We start from the raw sequence: 18,910 nt of genomic DNA, 5'->3' as shown, positions 1-18,910 counted from the left end.
AAGACCGGCGCCGATCAGGCGCCCATCAGGCCCAGGTCGCGCAGCGTCTGCGCCAGCAGGTCCATCTGCACCGGCTTGAGCAGGTAGGCGTCGTGTTGCGCGCTGCGCTCGGTCGACTGCAGCTCAGGCACCTCGCTGCCCGAGCAGACCACCATCACGGTCGGGTGTTCGCGGCCGAGCTCGGCCTGCCGCACTTCGCGGATCAGCTCCAGGCCACCGAGGCCGGGCATGTCCAGGTCGGTGACGATGGCGCCCACGCCGCCGCGCCGCCAGCGGGCCAGCGCGTCGCGGGCGTCGGCGGCGCCCTCGGCCTCGAAGCCCAGGCGGCACAGCATCTCGGTCATCATCAGCCGGCTGACCGGGTCGTCGTCGCAGACCAGCACCGCGCCGCTGCGCGGCCCGGTCAAAGCGGGTGCCAGCTCGTCCTGCAACGGAATCTGCAGCGTGACCTCGGTGCCCCGGCCGGCTTCGCTGTGCAGCTCGATGCGGCCGCCCATCAGCGTGCAGAGCTGGCGGCAGATGGCCAGGCCCAGGCCGGTGCTGCCCTCGGGCGTCGCCGGCCCGGCCTCGCGTTCGGCGGTGGCATAGGGCTCGAACAAGGTCGCGCGCAGCTTCGCGTCGATGCCCACTCCCGTGTCGCCCACCACGAAGCGCAGGCTGCCATCTGCGGCGCGCGAGGCTTCCAGCCAGACCCGGCCGGCGGCGGTGTACTTGCAGGCGTTGCTGAGCAGGTTGGTCAGCAGCTGCTTGAGCCGCAACGGGTCCAGCACCACGCGGCGCGGCAGGTCCGGCGAGGCATGCAGCTCGAACAGCAGGCCCTTGCTGCCGGCCGCCGCGCGCCAGGCCCCGGCCACTTCGGTGAGCAGGGCCTGCAGGTCGAAGCTGCGCGGGCGCAGCTTGATGGCGTCGGTGGAAAAGCGTGCGGCGTCTAACACGTCGTTGAGCAGCTGGGTCAAGGTCTGCGCGGACTGGCGGGCAATCTCCAGCGCGCCGGCCTGCTGCTCGTCCAGCCCCCGCTCGCTGACCGACTGCAGGGCCAGCGACAGCAGGTGCGTGGGTGCGCGCAGCTCATGGCTGGCCGAGGCCATCAGCAGGTTGCGCGACTCGGCCTCGCGCGCCAGCCTGGCCTGCAGTTCACGCTCGGCGCTCACGTCGACCACGTACCCGGTCCAGACCCGCGTGCCGTCCGGCTCGGTGCGCTGCACCGCTTCCGCATGCACCCAGCGGCTGCCGCGCTCCGGGTCCAGGTAGGCCACCGTCAGCTTGAAAGGCTGCCCGGTGCGCATCGACGCCCGCTCGGCAGCCAGGGCGCCGGCCCGGTGGTCCTCGCGCACCCGGTCAATCACCTCGCGCAGGATGGAGCGCGTCGGATCCAGCTGCTGGACGCCCATGAAGCGCATCGTGCCGGGCGAGGTGTAGCGGTGGGCGAAGCTGCCATCCGGCCGGACAACGTAGCGAAAGACGATGCCCGGCACATGGGCAGCGACGTCGTTCAGCAGGGCTTCTGCCCGCCGGTGCGCTTCGATCGCCCGTTCCGCGTCAGCACGCGCTTCGCGCTCGGCCAGGTGGGCCCGCTTCAGCCGGCGGTTGGCCAGCCACATCATGCCGATCACCAGCAGGCCGGCCAGCGCAATCGGCACCGCCCAGCCCGTGACGTCCGCCCAGGTCAGCCCGGGCTGCACCGAGACCAGCAGCCAGCGCCGCTGGATGTCGGCCGCCTCGCCGGGCGTGATGGCCTCGAAGCCCTTTTCCAGCAAGCGCGCGAGCTCGGGCCTGGACTTGCGCACACCGAAGAACAGCTCGCTGTCGGCATCCGGCAGCACCCCGGTCAGGCGCAGGCGGCCGGTGTAGCGCGCATCGATCAGGCGGTTGATGACGGTGGCGTTGCCCAGGGCCGCGGCCACCGCGCCGGTGTCCAGCGCGGCCAGCATGTCGGCCTGCGACGAGAACTCGGCCAGCACCAGCCCGGGGCGGCGCGAGTGCAGCTGCGGCAGCAGGAAATGCTCCTTCAGCAAGCCCAGCGAGCCGCCTTCGATGTCGTCTGGCGTGCGCCATTGGCGCGGGTCGCTGCTGCGCATGACCAGCACGGTGGGCGAAGACGAGAACGGCCCGACAAAGTCGAACAGCGCCCGGCGCGACTCGGTGCGCGCCATGCCGACGATCACGTCCAGCTCGCCCCGCGCGGCGCGTTCATAGGTGTCGGCAAAGCTGGCGCCGCTTTGCTCGATCACGCGCAGGCCGACCTTCTGCGCCGCGAGCCGGAACATGTCCGCCCCCAGCCCTTCGAAGCGGCCCAGGCCGGTGCTGCTGGTGAAGGGCGCGAACTCGCGGTCGAAGCCAATGCGGACATCGCCCGCGCGCTGCACCCAGTTGCGCTCGACATCGCTGAGCTCGACCTTGCCGGGCACCCACAGCGCCGACGACCCCACCGGCAACCAGCGGCGCGCCGCCGCGGCCCGCTCGGCCGGGCTGATGCTCTCCAGTGCCTTGCGCATGATGCTGTCCAGCAAGGGCTGCTGGCGCGACACCGCAGGCCCGAGGAAGCTGCGCCCGGCCCGGTCCTCCCGGCGCACGCGCAGGTTGGCCAGCAGATTGGCCTCGATGTGGTAAAGCGCCTCGTGCAGCCAGGCCACGCACAGGTCGGCCTGCCCGGTGGCCACGGCCTGCAGGGCTTGCTGGGTGGTCTCGAAGGACAGGACCCGCGTGCCCGGGAACTCGCGCACCAGCATTTCGCCCGGCACCTGGGCCTGCACGATGGCCACGCGTCGGCCGGCGAAGTTCTGGGCTTCGGACACGTCGGTCACGTCGCTGCGGGTCACCAGCACCAGCTCGGCGTCCAGCAAGGGGCCGGGGAAGGTGACAAAAGGCGCCCGCCCGGGACTGGGGGCGGCCAGCGGCGTCATCTGCACCTCGCCGCTGGCCAGCAGCGGCGCGGCCGCCTGTGCCGAAGGCACCCAGCGGTAGGCCCAGCGCAAGCCGGTGCGCTCGCTGATGCGGTCCATCATGTCGATGGCAAACCCCACCGGCATGCCGTCTGCGCGCCGGCTGTAGTACGGCGCGTTGCCGTCCACCACCACCACCGGCACGGCGCCCTGCTGCGCAATCCAGTTGCGTTCCTGGTCGCTCAGGCTGGGGAGCTGGGCAAATGCCAGCGCGGCCGGCAGCAGCCAGAGCCAGCCCCACAACAGCACACGAAAGCAGACCCGCATGCGGCATCGTACCCGGCACGCAGGTTGCGTTGCCAAAACAGGCGGGCGCAAGACTGGCCCTCGCGCCGGCTGCACCGTAGACTCTGCAGCCGACCTTCAGGAACCTTCCCATGCAACTCATCGGCATGCTGGACTCGCCTTACGTGCGGCGCGTCGCCGTCTCCCTGCAGCTGTTGCAGCTGCCGTTTGAACACCGCTCGGTCTCGGTCTTCCGCGGCTTCGACGCCTTCGGGCAGATCAACCCGGTCGTCAAGGCACCCACGCTGGTCTGTGACGACGGCACGGTGCTGATGGATTCGACGCTGATCCTCGACTACGCCGAAGCGCTGGCAGCGCCCCGCAGCCTGATGCCGGCCGCGCTGCCCGCGCGCCAGCAGGCGCTGCACCTGATCGGCCTGGCGCTGGCCGCCACCGAGAAGAGCGTGCAGATCGTCTACGAACACGGCATTCGCCCGGCCGAAAAGGTTCACGCACCATGGCTTGAGCGGGTCACCGGTCAGATGCACAGCGCCTTCGGCCTGCTCGAAGCCGCGCTGGCACCGCAGTCGCCTCAGGCCAAGCTGCTGTCGCTGGCCAGCGGCGAGCTGCAGCAAGCCGGCATCACGCTGGCTGTCGCCGCGCACTTCGCGCAGCAGATGCAGCCCGAGCAGGTCCATGCCGAGCGCTACCCGCGGCTGGCTGCCTGGTCGGCCCAGGCCGAGCAGTTGCCCGCCTTCCGCGCCGCAGCGCACGGCGAGGGCGTGTACCCGGTGAAGGGTGCCTGATGGGCCTGATGGACTGGCAGGCCGCCGCCCGGGCGCTGGTGCCCGCCGAGTTGGTCTACGCCGCCTTCAATGCCCGCCGCACCACCGACGGCGACGAAGCCGCCGTGCAGTGCGCACCGGCCGACGCCGTGCCCTGGGTGTGCGACCCGGCGCGCCCGCACAGCAGCTACTACCACCGCGCGGTGGCACGCGAAATCGCCGCGCTGGAGGACCTGGAACTCAGCCCCGAGGCGGAACAGGCCGCGGCCTGGGAACTGTGGCCGGACAGCGTGGGCGCCAGCACCAGCGCGTTTCTGCAAGGCCTGGGCTACCGGCCCGCGTACGCGCTGTGCTACCTGGCCGTGCAACCCGCAGCGCTGGCGCCCCAGCCGGCCACAGCGCAGGTGGAGTTGCTGCGCCCCGACCAGGCCGATCTTTTCCTGGACCTGCTGCAGCAACATGAAGGCCTGCAGCTCAGCGCCGAGAAGCGCGCCCGCAAGCGCCACTTCTACGCCACGGACGAGTTTCAGGTCTTCCTGTCCCGGGACAACGCCGGCCAACCCTGCGCCTGGGCCACGCTGCATGTGGCCGGCGGCGCCGGCTTCCTGGGCAACAGCTTCACGCTGTCAGCGCATCGCCGGCAAGGCCACCACCGCGCGCTGCTGCAGGCCCGCCTGCAGCGCGCCCGCGAACTGGGGCTGGCTTGGGCTTTCACCGATGTGGCACACGGCTCCCCCAGCCACCTCGGCTGCGAGCAGGCGGGGCTGCGCACACTGACGGTCAACACGATCTGGCATTCCTGAGCCAGCGCAGGCGCAAAGACCGCCCCGCTGGCCGGGCTGGCGTCCCGGCCGCGGAGAAGGTCGCCGAGAATCAAGCTTCCTCCTGAACGACAGACCCAGCGCCATGAAAACTGCCCTGCTCGTGATCGATGTGCAATGCGGCCTGTTCGACGACTCGCCGCGCCCCTTCGAGGCCGACGCGGTCATCGACCGCATCAACGCCCTGACCGCACAGGCCCGCACGGCCGGCGTGCCGGTGGTCTTCATCCAGCACGAGCGCGCCAGCGGCCCGCTGGCCCATGGCAGCGACGGCTGGCAGCTGGAGCGCCGTCTGAAGACCGATGCCGGCGACAGCTTTGTGCGCAAGACCACGCCAGACTCGTTCCTGCGCACCGATCTGCTGGAGCTGCTCAAGGGCTGGGGCGTGCAGCAGCTCGCCATCTGCGGCTACGCGACCGAGTTCTGCGTGGACACCACGACGCGCCGCGCCGCCGCGCTGAGCTTTCCCGTGCTGCTGGTGGCCGACGCGCACACCACGCACGACAAGGCCCACGCCAGCGCCGCGGCCATCCGCGCCCACCACAACGCCACGCTGCCCGACATCGCCAGCTTCGGCCCGGAGATCCGCGCGGTCAACGCTGCCGACCTGCGCTTTGGTGACGGCACCCTCTCGCCCGCGCCGGACGCCACGCCCGTCACCCCCGCCGGCCCGCCGGAAGGCATGCCCGTCTACCGCCTGCTGACCGGCGTGGACGATGCGGCCTTCTGTCACCGTGTTTCCGCGGCCTTGAGCCTGGGCTACCGGCTGCGCAGCGCGCCCTCGGCGACCTTCAATGGCGAGCACGTGGTCGTCGCCCAGGCCGTTGTCTGGCCCGGCCCATTGACGGCAGATGCCGACGCCAGGGCCGACGCTTCCAAAAGCTGAGACATTTCCGCTCGAACCGAATCGCGCACCCCGGGTCGAACAGGCATGGCCTCCTCTTCCATGCCCATCCAGAACCTGACCAGCCCGAGCATCCTGCCCGCGCCGGACATGGCGCCCACCGCCTTTTCGCTGCACTTTTCGCTCCGCCCTGCCCGCCCAGGCGAGGCCGAGGCGCTGAGCGCGCTGGCGCAGGCTTCCAAGGCCTTCTGGCCCTACAGCACCGCCCAGCTGGCGGCCTGGGCCGATGACCTGCGCATTGACGAGGCCACGCTGGCGACAGGCTGCTGCTGGGTGGCCGAGCGGGTGGACCACGGCGCCGCCGAGCTGCCAGACGCGCTGATTGCCGGCTTTGTCGTGCTGCAGCCCGGCTCGCCCGACTGGGCGCTGCAGCATTGCTGGGTGCTGCCCGCGCAGATCGGCCGCGGCGTGGGCCGGGCGCTGCTGGCGCAATCCGCTCGGCTGGCGGGCGCGGCCGGTGCCGCCGGGCTGACGATAGACGCCGACCCCTACGCCGAGTCTTTCTACCTGGCCCGCGGCGCCCAGCGCGTGGGCAGCCTGCCCGCCCCCATCGAAGGCGAGCCGGACCGGGTGCGGCCGCAGCTGCGGCTGGCGCTCGCACGCTGAAACTCATGCGCCGAAAGCCCGCCCGAACCCGCGTGCGATGATGCGGCGAACAGGTCGGCACGGCATTGGGTGTGATGGTGGATGGTGAATCGGACGAGCTGATCTTTGGCGATTGCGTGCTGAGGCCGGCCGGGCGCGAGCTGCTCTGGCGCGGCCAGCCGCAACCGCTGCCACCCAAGGCCTTCGAGCTGCTGCTGCACCTGGTGCGGCAGCGGGACCGCGTGGTGCCCAAGGCCGAGCTGCTGGACGCCGTGTGGCGCGGGGCCGATGTGTCGGACAACGTGCTGGCCCGCACCGTGATGAAGGTGCGCCAGGCCCTGGGCGACACCGGCGACGAACCGCTGCTCCTGCGCACGGTGCACCGCGTGGGCTACCGCTTCCAGCCGCCGGGCGGCGTGAGCACCGCGGCACCGGGCGACGGCCCGGCCGCGCCTGAAGGGCCATCTCCCGCCGCTGCACGCCCGCGCCTGGCCCTGCTGCCGGTGCACAACGCCAGCGGCGACAGCACGCTGGACTGGACCGCCTGGGGCCTGCCGCTGCTGTCCGCGCAGGCGCTGGACGGCGACACCCGCCTCAGCATCCTGGCCACCGAGACGGTGCAGCACGCGCTGAGCCAGCTGCCCGCCGCCAGGTCTGCCAAGCCAGACGAGGCCCTGGCACTGCAGCTCGCCGAACTGACCGGCGCGCAAAGCGTGGTGCTGGCCAGCCTGCGCCGCAGCGGCGAACGGCTGCGGCTGGACTACCACAGCGTGGGCCGGCACGAGCTGCGCGGCAGCCTGAAAGCGACCGAGCCCGGCGCGCTGGGCGGGCAGCTGGCCGACGCGCTGGCCGCCGGCCTGTTTCCCGAAACCGCGCTGCGCAACACCGCCCAGCGCGCCACGCCCGATCCGCTGGCCAGCCAGGCTTTTGCGCGCGCCATCGAGGTCGGTGGGCAGGAACGCTGGGAAGTGGCGGCCCGGCTGCTGCGCGTGGTGCTGGACTTCAACCCCGACGACCTCTACGCCCGGTTGCACCACCTGCGCGCGCTGGCCAACCTGAACGACGCCGAAGCCGAGCGCATCGGCCTGGCGCTGGTGGCCGATGCCGAACGGGCTGGCGACCTGCGCCTGACGGCCGCCGCGCACGAAGGCCTGGGCCGGGCGCTGTTCAACAGCGCGGCGGATGCACCCGGCATCGCCCGTGCCCGCCAGCACCTGGACACCGCGCTGGCACTGGCCCGCCCGTTCGACGACGAGGACTGGGTGATCCGCATCTACCTGGGCCAGGCGATTGCCGCCCAGGTCGAACGCGACTACGAACGCGCCCGGCGCTTCTACGACCTGGCCTGGCGCGCCAACGAACGGGCTGGCAACCAGCTGCGCCGGGCGGTGATCCTGACCAACCATGCGGTGCTCTCGCACCATGCCGGCGACCTGCTGGTGGCGCGCGACCTGGCCGAGCAGGCGCTGGCGCTGTGCGAGCGCCACGGCCTGCGCGCCAACAGCGTGGACGCCCTCGCCTGCCTGGCGCTGGCCGAGGCCGGGCTGGGCCTGTTCCGCCAGGCCACTGCACGCTGCGAAGCCGCGATGGCCCGCCTCGCAGAGCTGCCGGCCAACGAACACGACAGCGCCGCCTGGGTGCTGCTGATCGCCGCTCAGCTGGCTTTCGAACTGCGCTCGCCGGGCGACCTGGCCGAACGCGCTTTCCACGCCGCCGCCCACCTGGGCGATGGCACGCTGCGCCGCGTGCTGGCGGCGCTGGCCGTGGCCTGGGCCTACCGCGCGGCGCACGAGGGCGACCTCGCCGGCGCCGAGGCGCATTGCCAGAACGCGCTGGCCCAGTCGCAGGACAACGGCTATGCCGAAAGCGTGCACCTGTTCCAGCGCTGGCGCCTGGGCCTCTGGCTGCGGCTGCGCCCGGCCGCCGAGCTGCTGGCGCAAAAAGCCGCCTGGCAGGCGGCCTGGCACGCGTTGCCCCGCTGGGCCGAAGACCTGCCGCTGCAAGCCGCCGAGCGGCACGCCCGGGCCGCCCAGGCCCAGGAACAGGGCGATGACACCCAGGCCCTGGCGCTGCTGGCCCAGACACGCCAGATGGCGCCGCTGGGCAGCACCCGCGCCCATGCCCAGCTGGACGCCGCCTGGCTGCAGCTCGAAGCCGGCCAGCCGGCCGAGGCCGCCCGCCTGCTGCGCGACATCGGCCCCTGGCTGCGCGAGCACCCGCTGGGCCTGGCGGTGGCCGCCCGGCTGGCGCTGGCCCAGGGCCGGCGCGACGAAGCCGGCGAGCTGCACCAGGCCGCAATGGAGGCCATGCGCCACCGCTCACCGCCCTTCCTGGCCGCGCTGGGCCCGATCTATGCGGCGACCCAGGACGCGCTCGCGCCGCCTCGCGCACCTCGCCTGCTGACGCTGCTCTGAGCTGCGCTGAAGCGCCAGCGCTCGGGGACTGCACCCCGCAGTCATGGTTTGGTCATCAATTGGGCAGGACTTGCCTGGCGGTGGCGCCTATCTTCGTGCTCGAGCTGCAGATCACCCACTGCCGCCCGACCGCCACCTGGCGGGGCCCGGGCCACCCGCCCGGGCATCCCCCACATCCCAGAAGCCTGTCCGCTAGGAGTTTGCCCGTGCCCGCCGTTGTTGCCTGTTTCCGTCTCCTGCCCGCCGTCCAGTTGCTGGCCGCCGCGCTGGCCGTGCTTGCCCTGGGCGACTCGGCCCATGCCCAGTCCGCCGCCGCCCTGAACGGCAAGAACGGCGCGGTCACGCTGGGCGACCAGCCCACCGTGCTGCCGATGAAGATCGTGCGCCAGGGCGACACCACGAATGCCGTCAGCGTGCACTACCAGACCGTGGACGGCTCGGCCAAGGCCGGCAAGGATTACTGGCCCACCAGCGGCATTGCCACCATCCCGGCAGGCGCCACCAGCGTCACGGTGCCGGTGCAGGTGCTGGGCAAGGACGCCAAGCACCGCAAGCTGGGCAAATTCACGCTGCAGCTGGACCAGGCCATCGAGACCGTCGGCAGCCTGGACACGCTGGCGCTGACCACCACCAAGCCCGCTGCCACCATCGGCCAGTACATCTACGGCATGGCCAGCGCCGACCTGGACGGTGACGGCAAGCCTGACCTGGCGCTGGCCAACTACACGGCCGGCACCCTGGACGTGATGCTCAACAAGACCGCCGCCGGCGCCACCACCGCACCGGTGCTGGCCACGCCGCTGGCACTGGGCATGATCTCGGCACCGAACAAGCCGGTCACCTGCGACCTGAACGGCGACGGCCTGGCCGACCTGGTGGCCGCCGGCGCCGGCATCAACCAGTTCACGGTGCACATGAACACCTCGCAGCCCGGCGCACTGAGCTTCGTGCGGACCGACGTGGTTTCGCTGCCCTGGGGCTACATGAACCAGATGGCCTGCGCCGACTTCGACGGCGACGGCAAGATCGACATCGTCGGCGCGGGCTTCGGCTCGCCCTCGGCGGCCGACACCAACCGCGCCATCGTCTTCCGCAACCTGACCAAACGCGGCGAGACCGGCGTGGCGCTGGACGCGCCGCTGGGCTTCTCGGCCGACCCCACCAGCAGCTTCTCGTTCCCGCAGACCGTGGTCACCGGCGACTTCAACGGCGACGGCAAGCCCGACATCGCACTGGGCAACGGCTACGACGCCAACCACGCCACCGTCGCCATCCTGCTCAACACCACGCCCGCCGGTTCCTCGAAGATCAGCTTCGCACCGGCCATCACCTTCGAGACCGTCGAGCCTGCGTCCGACATGGCCACGCTGGACATCGACGGCGACGGCAAGCTGGACATCGTCACCGTCAACAACAACGGCACCGCCGGCAGCACCTGGGCCTTGCTGCTCAACCGCACCCCGGCCGGCGCCACCACACCGGTCTTCGCCCCCAACGTGCGCGAGATCGGCGGCATTCCCTACGGCGTGACCACCGCCGACATGGACCTGGACGGACGCACCGACGTGCTGGTGAGCTACCTGGGCGTGGGCAACACCCCCGCCGGCGCCGTCGGCGTGCTGCTCAATCGCAGCACCGCCGGCAGCGACAACCCCAGCTTCATCCAGGCCAACTTCGTGACCGGCACCGACGAGCCGCATGCGCTGGCCGCGGTCGACCTGAACCAGGACGGCCTGCCCGACGTGGTCACGGCCGACACGGTGATCAACAGCCGCGCCAAGCTGCAAGTGGCGCTGCAGTCGCGCAGCAGCACGCCGGTGACCATCCTGCAAAGCGGCATCGGGAAGCTGCAGCCCTGATCGCTGCGAGCTGCCTGCGCCGCCTGCGGCATCGCCCACGCGGCGCAGGCCCCCATTCACTTCGTATCCCCACGCCCATGACCTGCCACCTGCTTCGCAAGACAGCCGCCGCCACGACACTTTCATGGGGCCTGGGCCTGCTGGCCAGTGCCCCAGCCTTCGCCGCCGCCAACCTGGCCGTGAACGACACGTCCATCGAACCCAGCCGCTTCACCAGCTTCTTGCAGTTCGTCGTCACCCGCAGCGGCAACACCGGCTTTGCCGCGCTGGTCGACTACGCCACCGTCGACGGCACCGCACTGGCGGGCCGTGACTACACCAGCACCCACGGCACCTTGAGCTTCGCGCCGGGGCAGGTGCAACTGGTGGTGGACGTGCCGCTGGTCGGCAAGCCCGTGCCCCAGGCCCGCAGCTTCACGCTCGCCTTGTCCAACCCGGTGGCGCAGCCGGCAACAGGGCGTGTCTGGGTCGAAGCCGGCTCGGCCAGCATCGGGCGCTCCCCGCAAGGCGCGGTCGTGGCCGATTTCAACGGCGATGGCTTGCCGGATGTCGCCATGTCCTCGGCCACCAGCAGCGCACCCGCCATCACATTGCTGCGCAACGACACCGCGAAGAAGGCCAAACAGGCCAACTTCACCGCGCTGGCCTCGCTGCCGGTGGTCGCCGCACCGATGCGGCTGGGCAGCGCCGACCTGAACCGCGATGGCAGGCCCGACCTGGTGACCTCGGTCACCGACACCACGGCCATCTCGGTCTTCCTGAACACCACCCCCGTCGGCGCCGCCGACCTGCGCTTCGACCGCAGCGATGTGGCGCTGGGCGACAGCGCGACCACCGACGTTGCCTTCGCCGACTTCGACGGCGACGGTGTCGTCGACGTGGTGCTCGCCACCGGCTTCGGGAGCAAGGCGCTTGTGCTGCGCAACACCACGCCCGCCGGTGCCACCCAGCCCACGCTGACCCTGGCTGCATCGTTGCCGGGCAGCCCGCAGGCCGGCTCCTACAGCTATGTGGTTCGCACGCTGGACGTCAACGGCGACGGCAAGCCTGACATCGCCGTGGGCAACCTGCTGTCGGCGGACGTGTCGCTGCTGTTGAACACCACGCCCGCTGGCGGGCCGATCCGCTTTGCACCGCCCATCGCCGTGAGCCTGCCCGGCGGGGTCAGCGGCATGGACGTGGCCGACCTGGACGGAGACGGCCGGCCCGACATCGTCACCGCGGACAACGACTCGCAGCAGACCGGCAGCACCTTCAGCGTGCTGCTGAACCGCACGCCCACCGGCAGCGCCCGGCCGGTGTTCACCGTCAGCTCACGCTCGGACGGCGCCCCCTACGAAGTGCGCCTGGCAGACATGGACGGCGACGGCAAGCCCGACCTGGTGTTCACCAACCTCGTCGCCGACGACTTCTCCAACGGCGCGATGGTGATCTACCTGAACAAGACCGCCCCCGGTGCCGATGCGCCCGCGCTGACCCGCGACTTCGCCGCGTTCATCGCCGACGAGCCGCATGCCCTGGCCGTGGGCGACTTCAATGGCGACGGCAAAGCCGACGTGGTCAGCGCCGATTTCGTTTCGTTCAGCGACGCCGGCCCTTCGGCTCGCTTCCTGTTCGGCCAGAAGCCGGCGAAGGACCCGAAGGCCACCCTCATCGACGCCAGCGGCACCGCCACGCTGACACCCAAGGCACGCAGCGCCAGTGCGCGCTGAACCGCTTTACCACCCAGCCCCTTCCATCACAAAGACAGACGTCATCATGAAGAATCCTTCCCTGCGCCTGATCGCCGCTGCGGCGATCGCCATCTGCATGGGCCAGTCGGCCCTGGCGGCACAACCCGCCGCCGAGCACCCCGCCGTGCAACGCGCCCTCGCGCACCTGAACGGCCAGGCCCTGGCCTCGGCCCATGGTTCGGGCGCGGACGCCTATTCGGCGCGTGACCTGGTCGTCGATGCCGACGGCAGCGAGCACGTGCGCTTTGCCCGCACCCACAACGGGCTGCGCGTGATCGGTGGCGACCTGGTGGTGCACAGCCGTGCGGACGGCAGCCTGCAAGGCCTGAGCCTCACCCAGAAGGCCATGATCCAGCTCGACCTGACGCCCAAGGTCGAAGCCGCCCTGGCCGCCAGGACCGCGCTCGCCGCCACCACCTCGCTGGCTTCCGCCGGCAGCGTGAAGCACAAGGAACTGGTGATCTACGCCCGCGGCAGCCAACCGCAGTTGGCCTGGGACGTGCGCGTGGACGGCGTGCAGCCTGACGGCACGCCCAGCCAGGCCCACCTGATCATCAGCGCCACCGGCAACACCCTGCTCGACCAGTGGGACGACATCGAGACGGCCGACGTCAAGGGCAAGGGCAAGACCCTGTACTCCGGCAACGTACCGCTGCATTCGGACCTGGCCGACACCACCTACACGCTGAAGGACCTGAACCGCGGCGGCCACTACGTGGTGGACATGAAGAGCCGCCAGTTCGGCACCGGCACCGTCTTCACCGGCACCGACAAGTTCTGGGGCGACAACACCGAGACCAGCAACGAGACGGTGGCTGCAGATGCCGCCTACGGCCAGAACATGACCTGGGACTACTACCAGAAGACCTTTGGCCGCAATGGCATTGCCGACGACGGCCAGGGCGCCTACTCCCGCGTGCACTACAGCCGCAACTACGACAACGCCTTCTGGAGCGACGACTGCTTCTGCATGACCTACGGCGACGGCAACAGCTTCACCCCGCTGGTCTCGCTGGACGTGGCCGGCCATGAGATGACCCACGGCGTGACCTCGCGCACCGCCGCGCTGATCTACTCCGGCGAGTCCGGCGGCCTCAACGAAGGCACCTCGGACATCATGGGCAGCATGGTCGAGTTCTTTGCCCAGAACGAAAACGACGTGGGCGACTACCTGATCGGTGAAGAGCTCTACCCGGCCGGCAGCGGCAAGGCCCTGCGCTACATGCAGCAGCCCAGCAAGGACGGCGGCTCGGCCGACTGCTGGTACAGCGGCGTGGGCAACCTGGATGTGCACTACTCGTCCGGCGTGGCCAACCACTTCTACTTCCTGCTGGCCGAAGGCACCACCGCCGGTGCGCCGTCCAAGACCTGCGTCTCGGGCGACACCAGGACCGCCACCGGCTCGGCCACGCTGACCGGCGTCGGCCGCAAGAAGGCCGCCAAGATCTGGTACCGCGCGCTGACCGTCTACATGACCAGCAGCACCGACTACGCCGCCGCCCGCGCCGCCACCATCAGCGCCGCGACCGACCTGTTCGGCGAAACCTCGCCGGAGACCGAAGCCGTCAAGGCTGCATGGACGGCCGTGAACCGCCCGTGATCCAGGCCTGACCGGATCGCAAAGGCCGCACCCGGCAACGGGCGCGGCCTTTTTTACTTGGGCAGCGGGGCGCGCGCTGGCAGGTCAGGCGCCCGCTGTGTCCCGGTCCACCGAGACCAACAGCGTCGGCCAGCGCGTCCACGAAAGCTTGTCACAGTCCACCCGCGGATGCGGCCGGCTGTTTTGGGGCACCGCCGTCACGGAACCTGAAGCGGCAGTGCCGGAATGTGGTCGAGGCGTTGCAAGCGCTCGCCTGAGTGGAACTGCGCATTGCAGTGAGTGATGCAAGAGGGGGCGGGCGCTGCGCGCCCTGGGGCCTTGGACAACGCTTTGCGTTGCCCACCGCTGTTGAGCTAACGGGTTTACAAGGCACTGTTCAGGAGTGCCGGACCCTGTGATGCGCACAACTGGACCTGATGATCAATAGGATCGGAATACGCACACGCCGTCCCAGTCGGAAAACCAGATGACACAACACGCGCGGGCTGGATCGAGGTCAGGTCGCGCCCCATTTGTGAGACTGCCTGCCGGCGCCGGGTGCACGGCCAAACAGTCGCCGGTACTCGCGACTGAATTGTGACGGGCTGCTGTAGCCCACTGAATAGCAGACCTCCTCTGCACTGAGGGCCCCTGACAAAAGCTTCATGCGTGCCTCTTGCAGCCGGATCTGCTTTTGAAACTGCAAGGGTGTGAGGGACGTGGCGCGCAAGAAGTGTCGGTGAAAGGATGTCACGCTCATATCGGCGATGCCGGCCATCTCACTGATGCGAAGCGTGCGATCGAAATTTGAGCGTATCCAGCGGATCACGCGGTTCAGGCGCGTCAACCTTCCGTCAGCGAGTCCGATCTGCCGCACGACCTTCCCTTGTTGACCGGTCATGAGTCGCCACAGCAGTTCTCGCTCGATCGCTGGGGCAAGAATGGGAATGTCTTGAGGACGATCTGCCAGTCGCAGCAGTCGAACCAGCGGGTCAAGTAGCTCCAGAGACAGTGGGCTGACGGTAAGTCCCTGCGAGAAGTCCGAAACGGTGGGCCGTGCTGGATCGGACTCAAGAATCAGCGCGGCGATGGCCGCCGGATCCAGCCGAAAACCCAAGCCCAAGAATGGGCGCTGCAAGTCTGCTTTGGTCACATAGGCAGTGAGCGGCAAGTCAACAGGAACCACGACGCACTGGCCGGCGCTGCATTCGATGCTCCGCGGGCCAAGGGTGATAGAGCTGCTTCCCTGGGCGACCAGCGCGAACATCGGCTCGCAGAGCTGTGAGTACGACAGAGCAGGCTCCTCCGAATATGTGAGATGCAGTCTCGGGAACGTGTTCAGGGTGTTGGTCGCCTTGTGATGGCGCCGGATGAGAGCAGAAAGGTCATCAAGGACGAGGGGATTCAACGTCTGTCCTCATTTGGGCGAGTTGGCAGGATTGTGCAATATCTTGACAGGATCAAGGCGTTGGTCAGGAATGTCGGCATGGTCGAATTGACATGATTCAGCAAGACCAGACGACCAGCAAAGGCGCTCCCCATGCCCAGTTCGAACCCGACTCTCAATATCAAGAAGATCCTGACCGGGTCTTTCGTAGTCTTCATCGCCTGCGCGGTTGTAGCCAGCGTCGCGGCGTGGCAATCGTTCACTCCCGCAAGTCTCAGACTTGATGATCCCGACGTCGGCGTACTCCCGCCGGCCTTGCCCCCGTCGGCAATGTCTGTCACCTCGCTGCCGACCGGCTCGTATGACAGTCCGGCCGCGCTCACCTTCCGGGGAGGCTCTTGGCGCGAGACCCGTCACATGGCAATGACGCAGGTGCTCATCCGGCACCCCAAAGGAAATCTGTTGATCGATGCCGGGGCAGGTACCAACGTGGATTCACATGTCCTTACGCTGCCGGCGATGCAGCGAACGCCCTACCGGCGAGGCACGCCAGCGATTGAGCAGTTGGCAGCGCTTGGCATGAAGCCGGGCGACGTTGCTGGCGTGATTCCCACCCACGCACACTGGGACCACATCAGCGGTCTCCAGGATTTGAAGGATGTTCCTGTACTGATCAGCGACCGGGCGCGAATGTTCATCGCCTCTGAGACCGAGGACACGAAGCTATTGCGCAGCTTTCAGAATGTCCGGTTCATTGAGTACAAGTTCGATGGAGGCTCATACCTCGGCTTCCCCCGGAGCCATGACGTTTGGGGTGATGGATCGGTCGTGATCGTTCCCGCACCGGGACACACGCCGGACTCGGTGGTTGTCTTCGTTAACCTGCCATCAGGCAAGCGGCTCGCATTCCTCGGCGACCTCACGTTCCAAATGGAAGGCATCGATCTTCCCGCTGAAAAGCCATGGATGATGCGGCGCATCATTGGCGAGCGTGACAATGAAGTACGGCACGACATTGCGCTCATTCGTGCGGCACGCGAGAAGTATCCGCAGATCATCGCGATTGCAGCTCATGACTCGAAGGCGTTCCAGGCGATTCCTGTTGCGCCATCCACCTTGCGTTGACGGACATTTGGGCGGCCCGCCTCGTTCCACGGTCGGCTTGACCTTGGGCTCAAGGACCGCTGAGTTCATGAGAGGCTTCATGGATGCTCGCAAATTTCATGTCAGCGTCGAACTGAGCAAAGACGTAGACCTCCCGTGCCAGCCGAGACCCGTCCGTGAATTCAAGCTCTATCCGATGACGCTGGGCGTATCGATTTGCCACCGCGATCTCGTCGAGTACGGTGACATTGGCCCGATACAACTGGCCGCGCAACAGCGCAATCCCGGTCGCGAAGGCAGGTCTGTCTACCCTCTGCCCGTTGACGGTCTGAACGAAGACTGGCGAGAAGTGCCGGTCAAGCGCGACCTCGAGGTCGATTGAAGTATCCAGCAGGTCGTCGATCGCCCGCTTGAGCCTGTGTCTTGAAGACATCGCCGGACTCCTGGCGGACGGTCAGCACCAACTTGCCGGCAATGTGACCTGCAGCCGCCCGCTCGTGGGCGGCACGCGCGTCCTGGAGCTTGTAAGCACTGTCAATGGCGACGCGTACGACTCCGGCGTCAAGCAGACCCGCGAGAGTGGCCAACTGCTTGCCGCTGGAACGCACCTGAGTTGACGACACCATCACACCCAGCTTCGCCGCTTCGTCGGCGCCATTGAAGCCCAGCGGAAAGATGGGGAACAACGCCCCGCCCCGCTTCAACACTTTCAAGAAGCGGCCAGTCGTGGGGCCTCCGACACCGTCGACGACCAAATCGACATCCGAAACGTGCTCTTCTGGCGCTGTGCGCGTGTAGTCGATGAACTCGTCGGCGCCCAGACTCCGCACGAACTGTTCCTGGCGCCCGGAGGCGACAGCGACGACCTTGGCGCCCTTCCACTTGGCGAGCTGGACCGCAAAGTGCCCAACACCGCCACCGGCGCCGTTGATCAGCACCACCCTGCCTTCAAGCGGCACCGGCTCGTGACGGTGGGGCTGGAGGGGATTCTGAACATCGTGACCCAGTTCGATGAGAAATTGCCATGCCGTCAGCAGCGACATGGGAGCCGCAGCGGCATGTGCGTGGTCAATGCGGGCCGGTTTCAGAGCGACCTCGCTGGCTGGGGCGGTCACATACTCAGCGTAGCCACGGCTCTGCCCAGCCAGGCCGTCAGGGAAGCGAACCATCGAATAGACATCGTCGCCCGGCTTGAAGTCCGCGACGTCATGGGCAACGGCCTCCACAACGCCGGAGACGTCCGTCCCGAGAATGAGCGGAAAGTGGACCTTGGGCTGCCACTCGGGCGGGAGCATCCTGTAGCCGTCGCGCAGATACCAGTCGGGCGGGTTCAGGCCCACGGCGTGCACCCGAATGAGGACTTCGCCTGCGGCGAGTGTTGGCATCGGCGCGTCCTCGTACGTCAAAACTTCCGGGCCGCCAAATGCATGTTGTCGAACTGCCTTCATCACTTGCGCACTCATCGTTGATTACCTCATGGAATGGCGGTCTTTTGCCGCGATGAGGGCAGTGTGGCAATGTTCCTCGCCATTGATAATCGGTCTGTTCATTGATATAGATATTCCATGACGGAACAAATCAGCTTTGAGCGCCTGACCGGAATCATTGCGTTCTCACGCGCAGCCTCCCTCGGCAGCTTCACTGCGGCCGCCAAGTCGCTGTCCATTTCGCCATCAGCCGTCAGCAAGTCGATACAGCGCCTTGAGTTGCTTCTGGGGGTCAAGCTCTTCACCCGCACGACCAGGTCGCTCGTGCTGACGCCCGAAGGGCATGAACTGCAGGACAAGGCACTGCAGTTGCTCCAGGCCGCGGAGAGCGTCGTCCAGGCAGCAACCGCATCTCAAGCTGAACCGAGCGGCACGCTGAAGATTGCGGCCCCACTGCCCATTGGCACGCGGCTGCTGGCACCGACCCTGCCTGGGTTTCGCCGCCGATTTCCCAAGGTGAAGCTGGACCTCCGGCTCAGTGATCACTTCGTCAACCTGGTGGAAGAGCGGATCGATGTCGCCATTCGAATTGGCCACCTACCCGACTCCAATCTGATATCGCGAACGCTCGCACCTGTTCGCCTCGGGGCTTACGCCTCGCCAGCATATCTCTCTGAGCGCGGAATCCCTCAACGCCCCGAAGAGATCGCGGACCACGACTGCGTTAACTTCCGATACCAGAACTCCGGCAAGTTGCTGAGTTGGGCGTTCGCCGTTGGGGAGCGAGCGGTAGAGCTACGGCCAGACGCGGCCATCGTCGTCGACGTCAGCGATGCCGTTGTCGAGTTGCTGGCGGCCGGCGCCGGCATTGGCATGGCTGCATCGTGGATAGCCGCGCCCTATGTCGAGCGCCACCTACTGATGCCGATCCTGGAGCCGTACTGGGTCACCAGCTCCGCCATCCATGCCGTTTGGCCGCAGAGCCGGCAGAACAACCCCGCCGTTAAAGCCTTTGTGGCATATCTCGCAGAGGTCGCTTCTGCGCGAGACCTCGGCTGATCCTTCATTGGTCATTTCGCAGCCCAGACAGGACCACCAGCAGGACGGTGCGCTCATCGGTCGAAGCTCTCCACGCGGCGTGCTCA

General features: G+C 68.3%; 14 protein-coding genes. 11 read left to right on the top strand and 3 right to left on the bottom strand.

Features of this window, described 5'->3' with window-relative positions:
- Positions 1–14: 14 nt before the first annotated feature.
- Entirely contained in the window at positions 15–3,209 is a 3,195-nt protein-coding gene (locus ACAH41_RS25110; RefSeq protein ID WP_325650935.1) for a transporter substrate-binding domain-containing protein, read from the bottom strand.
- Positions 3,210–3,319: 110 nt separating this feature from the next.
- Here ACAH41_RS25110 and ACAH41_RS25105 point away from each other — a divergent pair, with 110 nt between their 5' ends.
- The 8 genes from ACAH41_RS25105 (at position 3,320) to ACAH41_RS25070 (ending at position 13,868) form a co-directional block, all read left to right on the top strand.
- A complete protein-coding gene (locus ACAH41_RS25105) occupies positions 3,320–3,973 on the top strand; it encodes a glutathione S-transferase (protein WP_325650937.1) in 654 nt (217 codons plus the stop codon).
- Positions 3,973–4,755 carry a GNAT family N-acetyltransferase gene (locus ACAH41_RS25100; protein ID WP_325650939.1) on the top strand — a complete coding sequence of 261 codons (783 nt, stop codon included), beginning with the start codon at positions 3,973–3,975 and terminating at the stop codon, positions 4,753–4,755. The genes ACAH41_RS25105 and ACAH41_RS25100 overlap by 1 nt, the downstream gene beginning before the upstream one ends.
- Positions 4,756–4,858: 103 nt before the next feature.
- Positions 4,859–5,659, top strand: coding sequence for an isochorismatase family protein (locus ACAH41_RS25095; RefSeq protein WP_325650941.1), 801 nt, complete (start codon positions 4,859–4,861; stop codon positions 5,657–5,659).
- A 45-nt stretch (positions 5,660–5,704) separates the two neighbouring features.
- Positions 5,705–6,283 (top strand): GNAT family N-acetyltransferase, encoded by a 579-nt coding sequence (locus ACAH41_RS25090; protein ID WP_325650943.1) that lies wholly within the window; start codon positions 5,705–5,707, stop codon positions 6,281–6,283.
- Positions 6,284–6,357: 74 nt separating this feature from the next.
- Positions 6,358–8,676 (top strand): winged helix-turn-helix domain-containing protein, encoded by a 2,319-nt coding sequence (locus tag ACAH41_RS25085; protein WP_370538588.1) that lies wholly within the window; start codon positions 6,358–6,360, stop codon positions 8,674–8,676.
- Between the two features lie 206 nt (positions 8,677–8,882).
- On the top strand, positions 8,883–10,535 hold the full coding sequence (locus ACAH41_RS25080) for an FG-GAP-like repeat-containing protein (RefSeq protein WP_325650947.1): 1,653 nt from the start codon (positions 8,883–8,885) through the stop codon (positions 10,533–10,535).
- Positions 10,536–10,612: 77 nt separating this feature from the next.
- Positions 10,613–12,247 (top strand): FG-GAP-like repeat-containing protein, encoded by a 1,635-nt coding sequence (locus tag ACAH41_RS25075; RefSeq protein ID WP_325650949.1) that lies wholly within the window; start codon positions 10,613–10,615, stop codon positions 12,245–12,247.
- Positions 12,248–12,293: 46 nt separating this feature from the next.
- The gene (locus ACAH41_RS25070) at positions 12,294–13,868 is read left to right on the top strand and encodes a M4 family metallopeptidase (RefSeq protein ID WP_325650951.1); all 1,575 of its coding nucleotides are present in this window, start codon (positions 12,294–12,296) and stop codon (positions 13,866–13,868) included.
- A 496-nt stretch (positions 13,869–14,364) separates the two neighbouring features.
- On the opposite strand, the gene ACAH41_RS25065 is transcribed toward ACAH41_RS25070, so the two are convergent.
- Positions 14,365–15,255 (bottom strand): AraC family transcriptional regulator, encoded by an 891-nt coding sequence (locus tag ACAH41_RS25065; RefSeq protein WP_325650953.1) that lies wholly within the window; start codon positions 15,253–15,255, stop codon positions 14,365–14,367.
- 132 nt (positions 15,256–15,387) lie between these two features.
- Between ACAH41_RS25065 and ACAH41_RS25060 the strand changes: the two genes are divergently transcribed.
- On the top strand, positions 15,388–16,359 hold the full coding sequence (locus ACAH41_RS25060; RefSeq protein ID WP_325650955.1) for an MBL fold metallo-hydrolase: 972 nt from the start codon (positions 15,388–15,390) through the stop codon (positions 16,357–16,359).
- 79 nt (positions 16,360–16,438) lie between these two features.
- Positions 16,439–16,720: a hypothetical protein gene (locus tag ACAH41_RS25055; protein ID WP_325650956.1), complete on the top strand. Its 282-nt coding sequence runs from the start codon at positions 16,439–16,441 to the stop codon at positions 16,718–16,720.
- Here ACAH41_RS25055 and ACAH41_RS25050 read toward each other — a convergent pair.
- Positions 16,695–17,801 carry an NADP-dependent oxidoreductase gene (locus ACAH41_RS25050; protein ID WP_325650957.1) on the bottom strand — a complete coding sequence of 369 codons (1,107 nt, stop codon included), beginning with the start codon at positions 17,799–17,801 and terminating at the stop codon, positions 16,695–16,697. The genes ACAH41_RS25055 and ACAH41_RS25050 overlap by 26 nt on opposite strands.
- Before the next feature lie 102 nt (positions 17,802–17,903).
- Between ACAH41_RS25050 and ACAH41_RS25045 the strand changes: the two genes are divergently transcribed.
- A complete protein-coding gene (locus tag ACAH41_RS25045; RefSeq protein ID WP_325650959.1) occupies positions 17,904–18,824 on the top strand; it encodes a LysR substrate-binding domain-containing protein in 921 nt (306 codons plus the stop codon).
- The last annotated feature ends 86 nt before the right edge of the window (positions 18,825–18,910 follow it).

The sequence above is a fragment of the Ideonella sp. genome, from assembly GCF_041287625.1.
In the GTDB taxonomy this organism is placed as follows: domain Bacteria; phylum Pseudomonadota; class Gammaproteobacteria; order Burkholderiales; family Burkholderiaceae_C; genus Ideonella.
The sequence above is the reverse complement of the archived record's forward strand: the minus strand, read 5'-3'. Positions and strand labels throughout refer to the sequence as shown.

What these genes read in the sequence shown, in the direction of transcription:
- ACAH41_RS25110 (WP_325650935.1), bottom strand. Translation starts at nt 3,209, where the DNA reads ATGCGGGTCTGCTTTCGTGTGCTGTTGTGGGGCTGGCTCTGGCTGCTG.
- ACAH41_RS25105 (WP_325650937.1), top strand. Translation starts at nt 3,320, where the DNA reads ATGCAACTCATCGGCATGCTGGACTCGCCTTACGTGCGGCGCGTCGCC.
- ACAH41_RS25100 (WP_325650939.1), top strand. Translation starts at nt 3,973, where the DNA reads ATGGGCCTGATGGACTGGCAGGCCGCCGCCCGGGCGCTGGTGCCCGCC.
- ACAH41_RS25095 (WP_325650941.1), top strand. Translation starts at nt 4,859, where the DNA reads ATGAAAACTGCCCTGCTCGTGATCGATGTGCAATGCGGCCTGTTCGAC.
- ACAH41_RS25090 (WP_325650943.1), top strand. Translation starts at nt 5,705, where the DNA reads ATGGCCTCCTCTTCCATGCCCATCCAGAACCTGACCAGCCCGAGCATC.
- ACAH41_RS25085 (WP_370538588.1), top strand. Translation starts at nt 6,358, where the DNA reads ATGGTGGATGGTGAATCGGACGAGCTGATCTTTGGCGATTGCGTGCTG.
- ACAH41_RS25075 (WP_325650949.1), top strand. Translation starts at nt 10,613, where the DNA reads ATGACCTGCCACCTGCTTCGCAAGACAGCCGCCGCCACGACACTTTCA.
- ACAH41_RS25070 (WP_325650951.1), top strand. Translation starts at nt 12,294, where the DNA reads ATGAAGAATCCTTCCCTGCGCCTGATCGCCGCTGCGGCGATCGCCATC.
- ACAH41_RS25060 (WP_325650955.1), top strand. Translation starts at nt 15,388, where the DNA reads ATGCCCAGTTCGAACCCGACTCTCAATATCAAGAAGATCCTGACCGGG.
- ACAH41_RS25055 (WP_325650956.1), top strand. Translation starts at nt 16,439, where the DNA reads ATGGATGCTCGCAAATTTCATGTCAGCGTCGAACTGAGCAAAGACGTA.
- ACAH41_RS25050 (WP_325650957.1), bottom strand. Translation starts at nt 17,801, where the DNA reads ATGAGTGCGCAAGTGATGAAGGCAGTTCGACAACATGCATTTGGCGGC.
- ACAH41_RS25045 (WP_325650959.1), top strand. Translation starts at nt 17,904, where the DNA reads ATGACGGAACAAATCAGCTTTGAGCGCCTGACCGGAATCATTGCGTTC.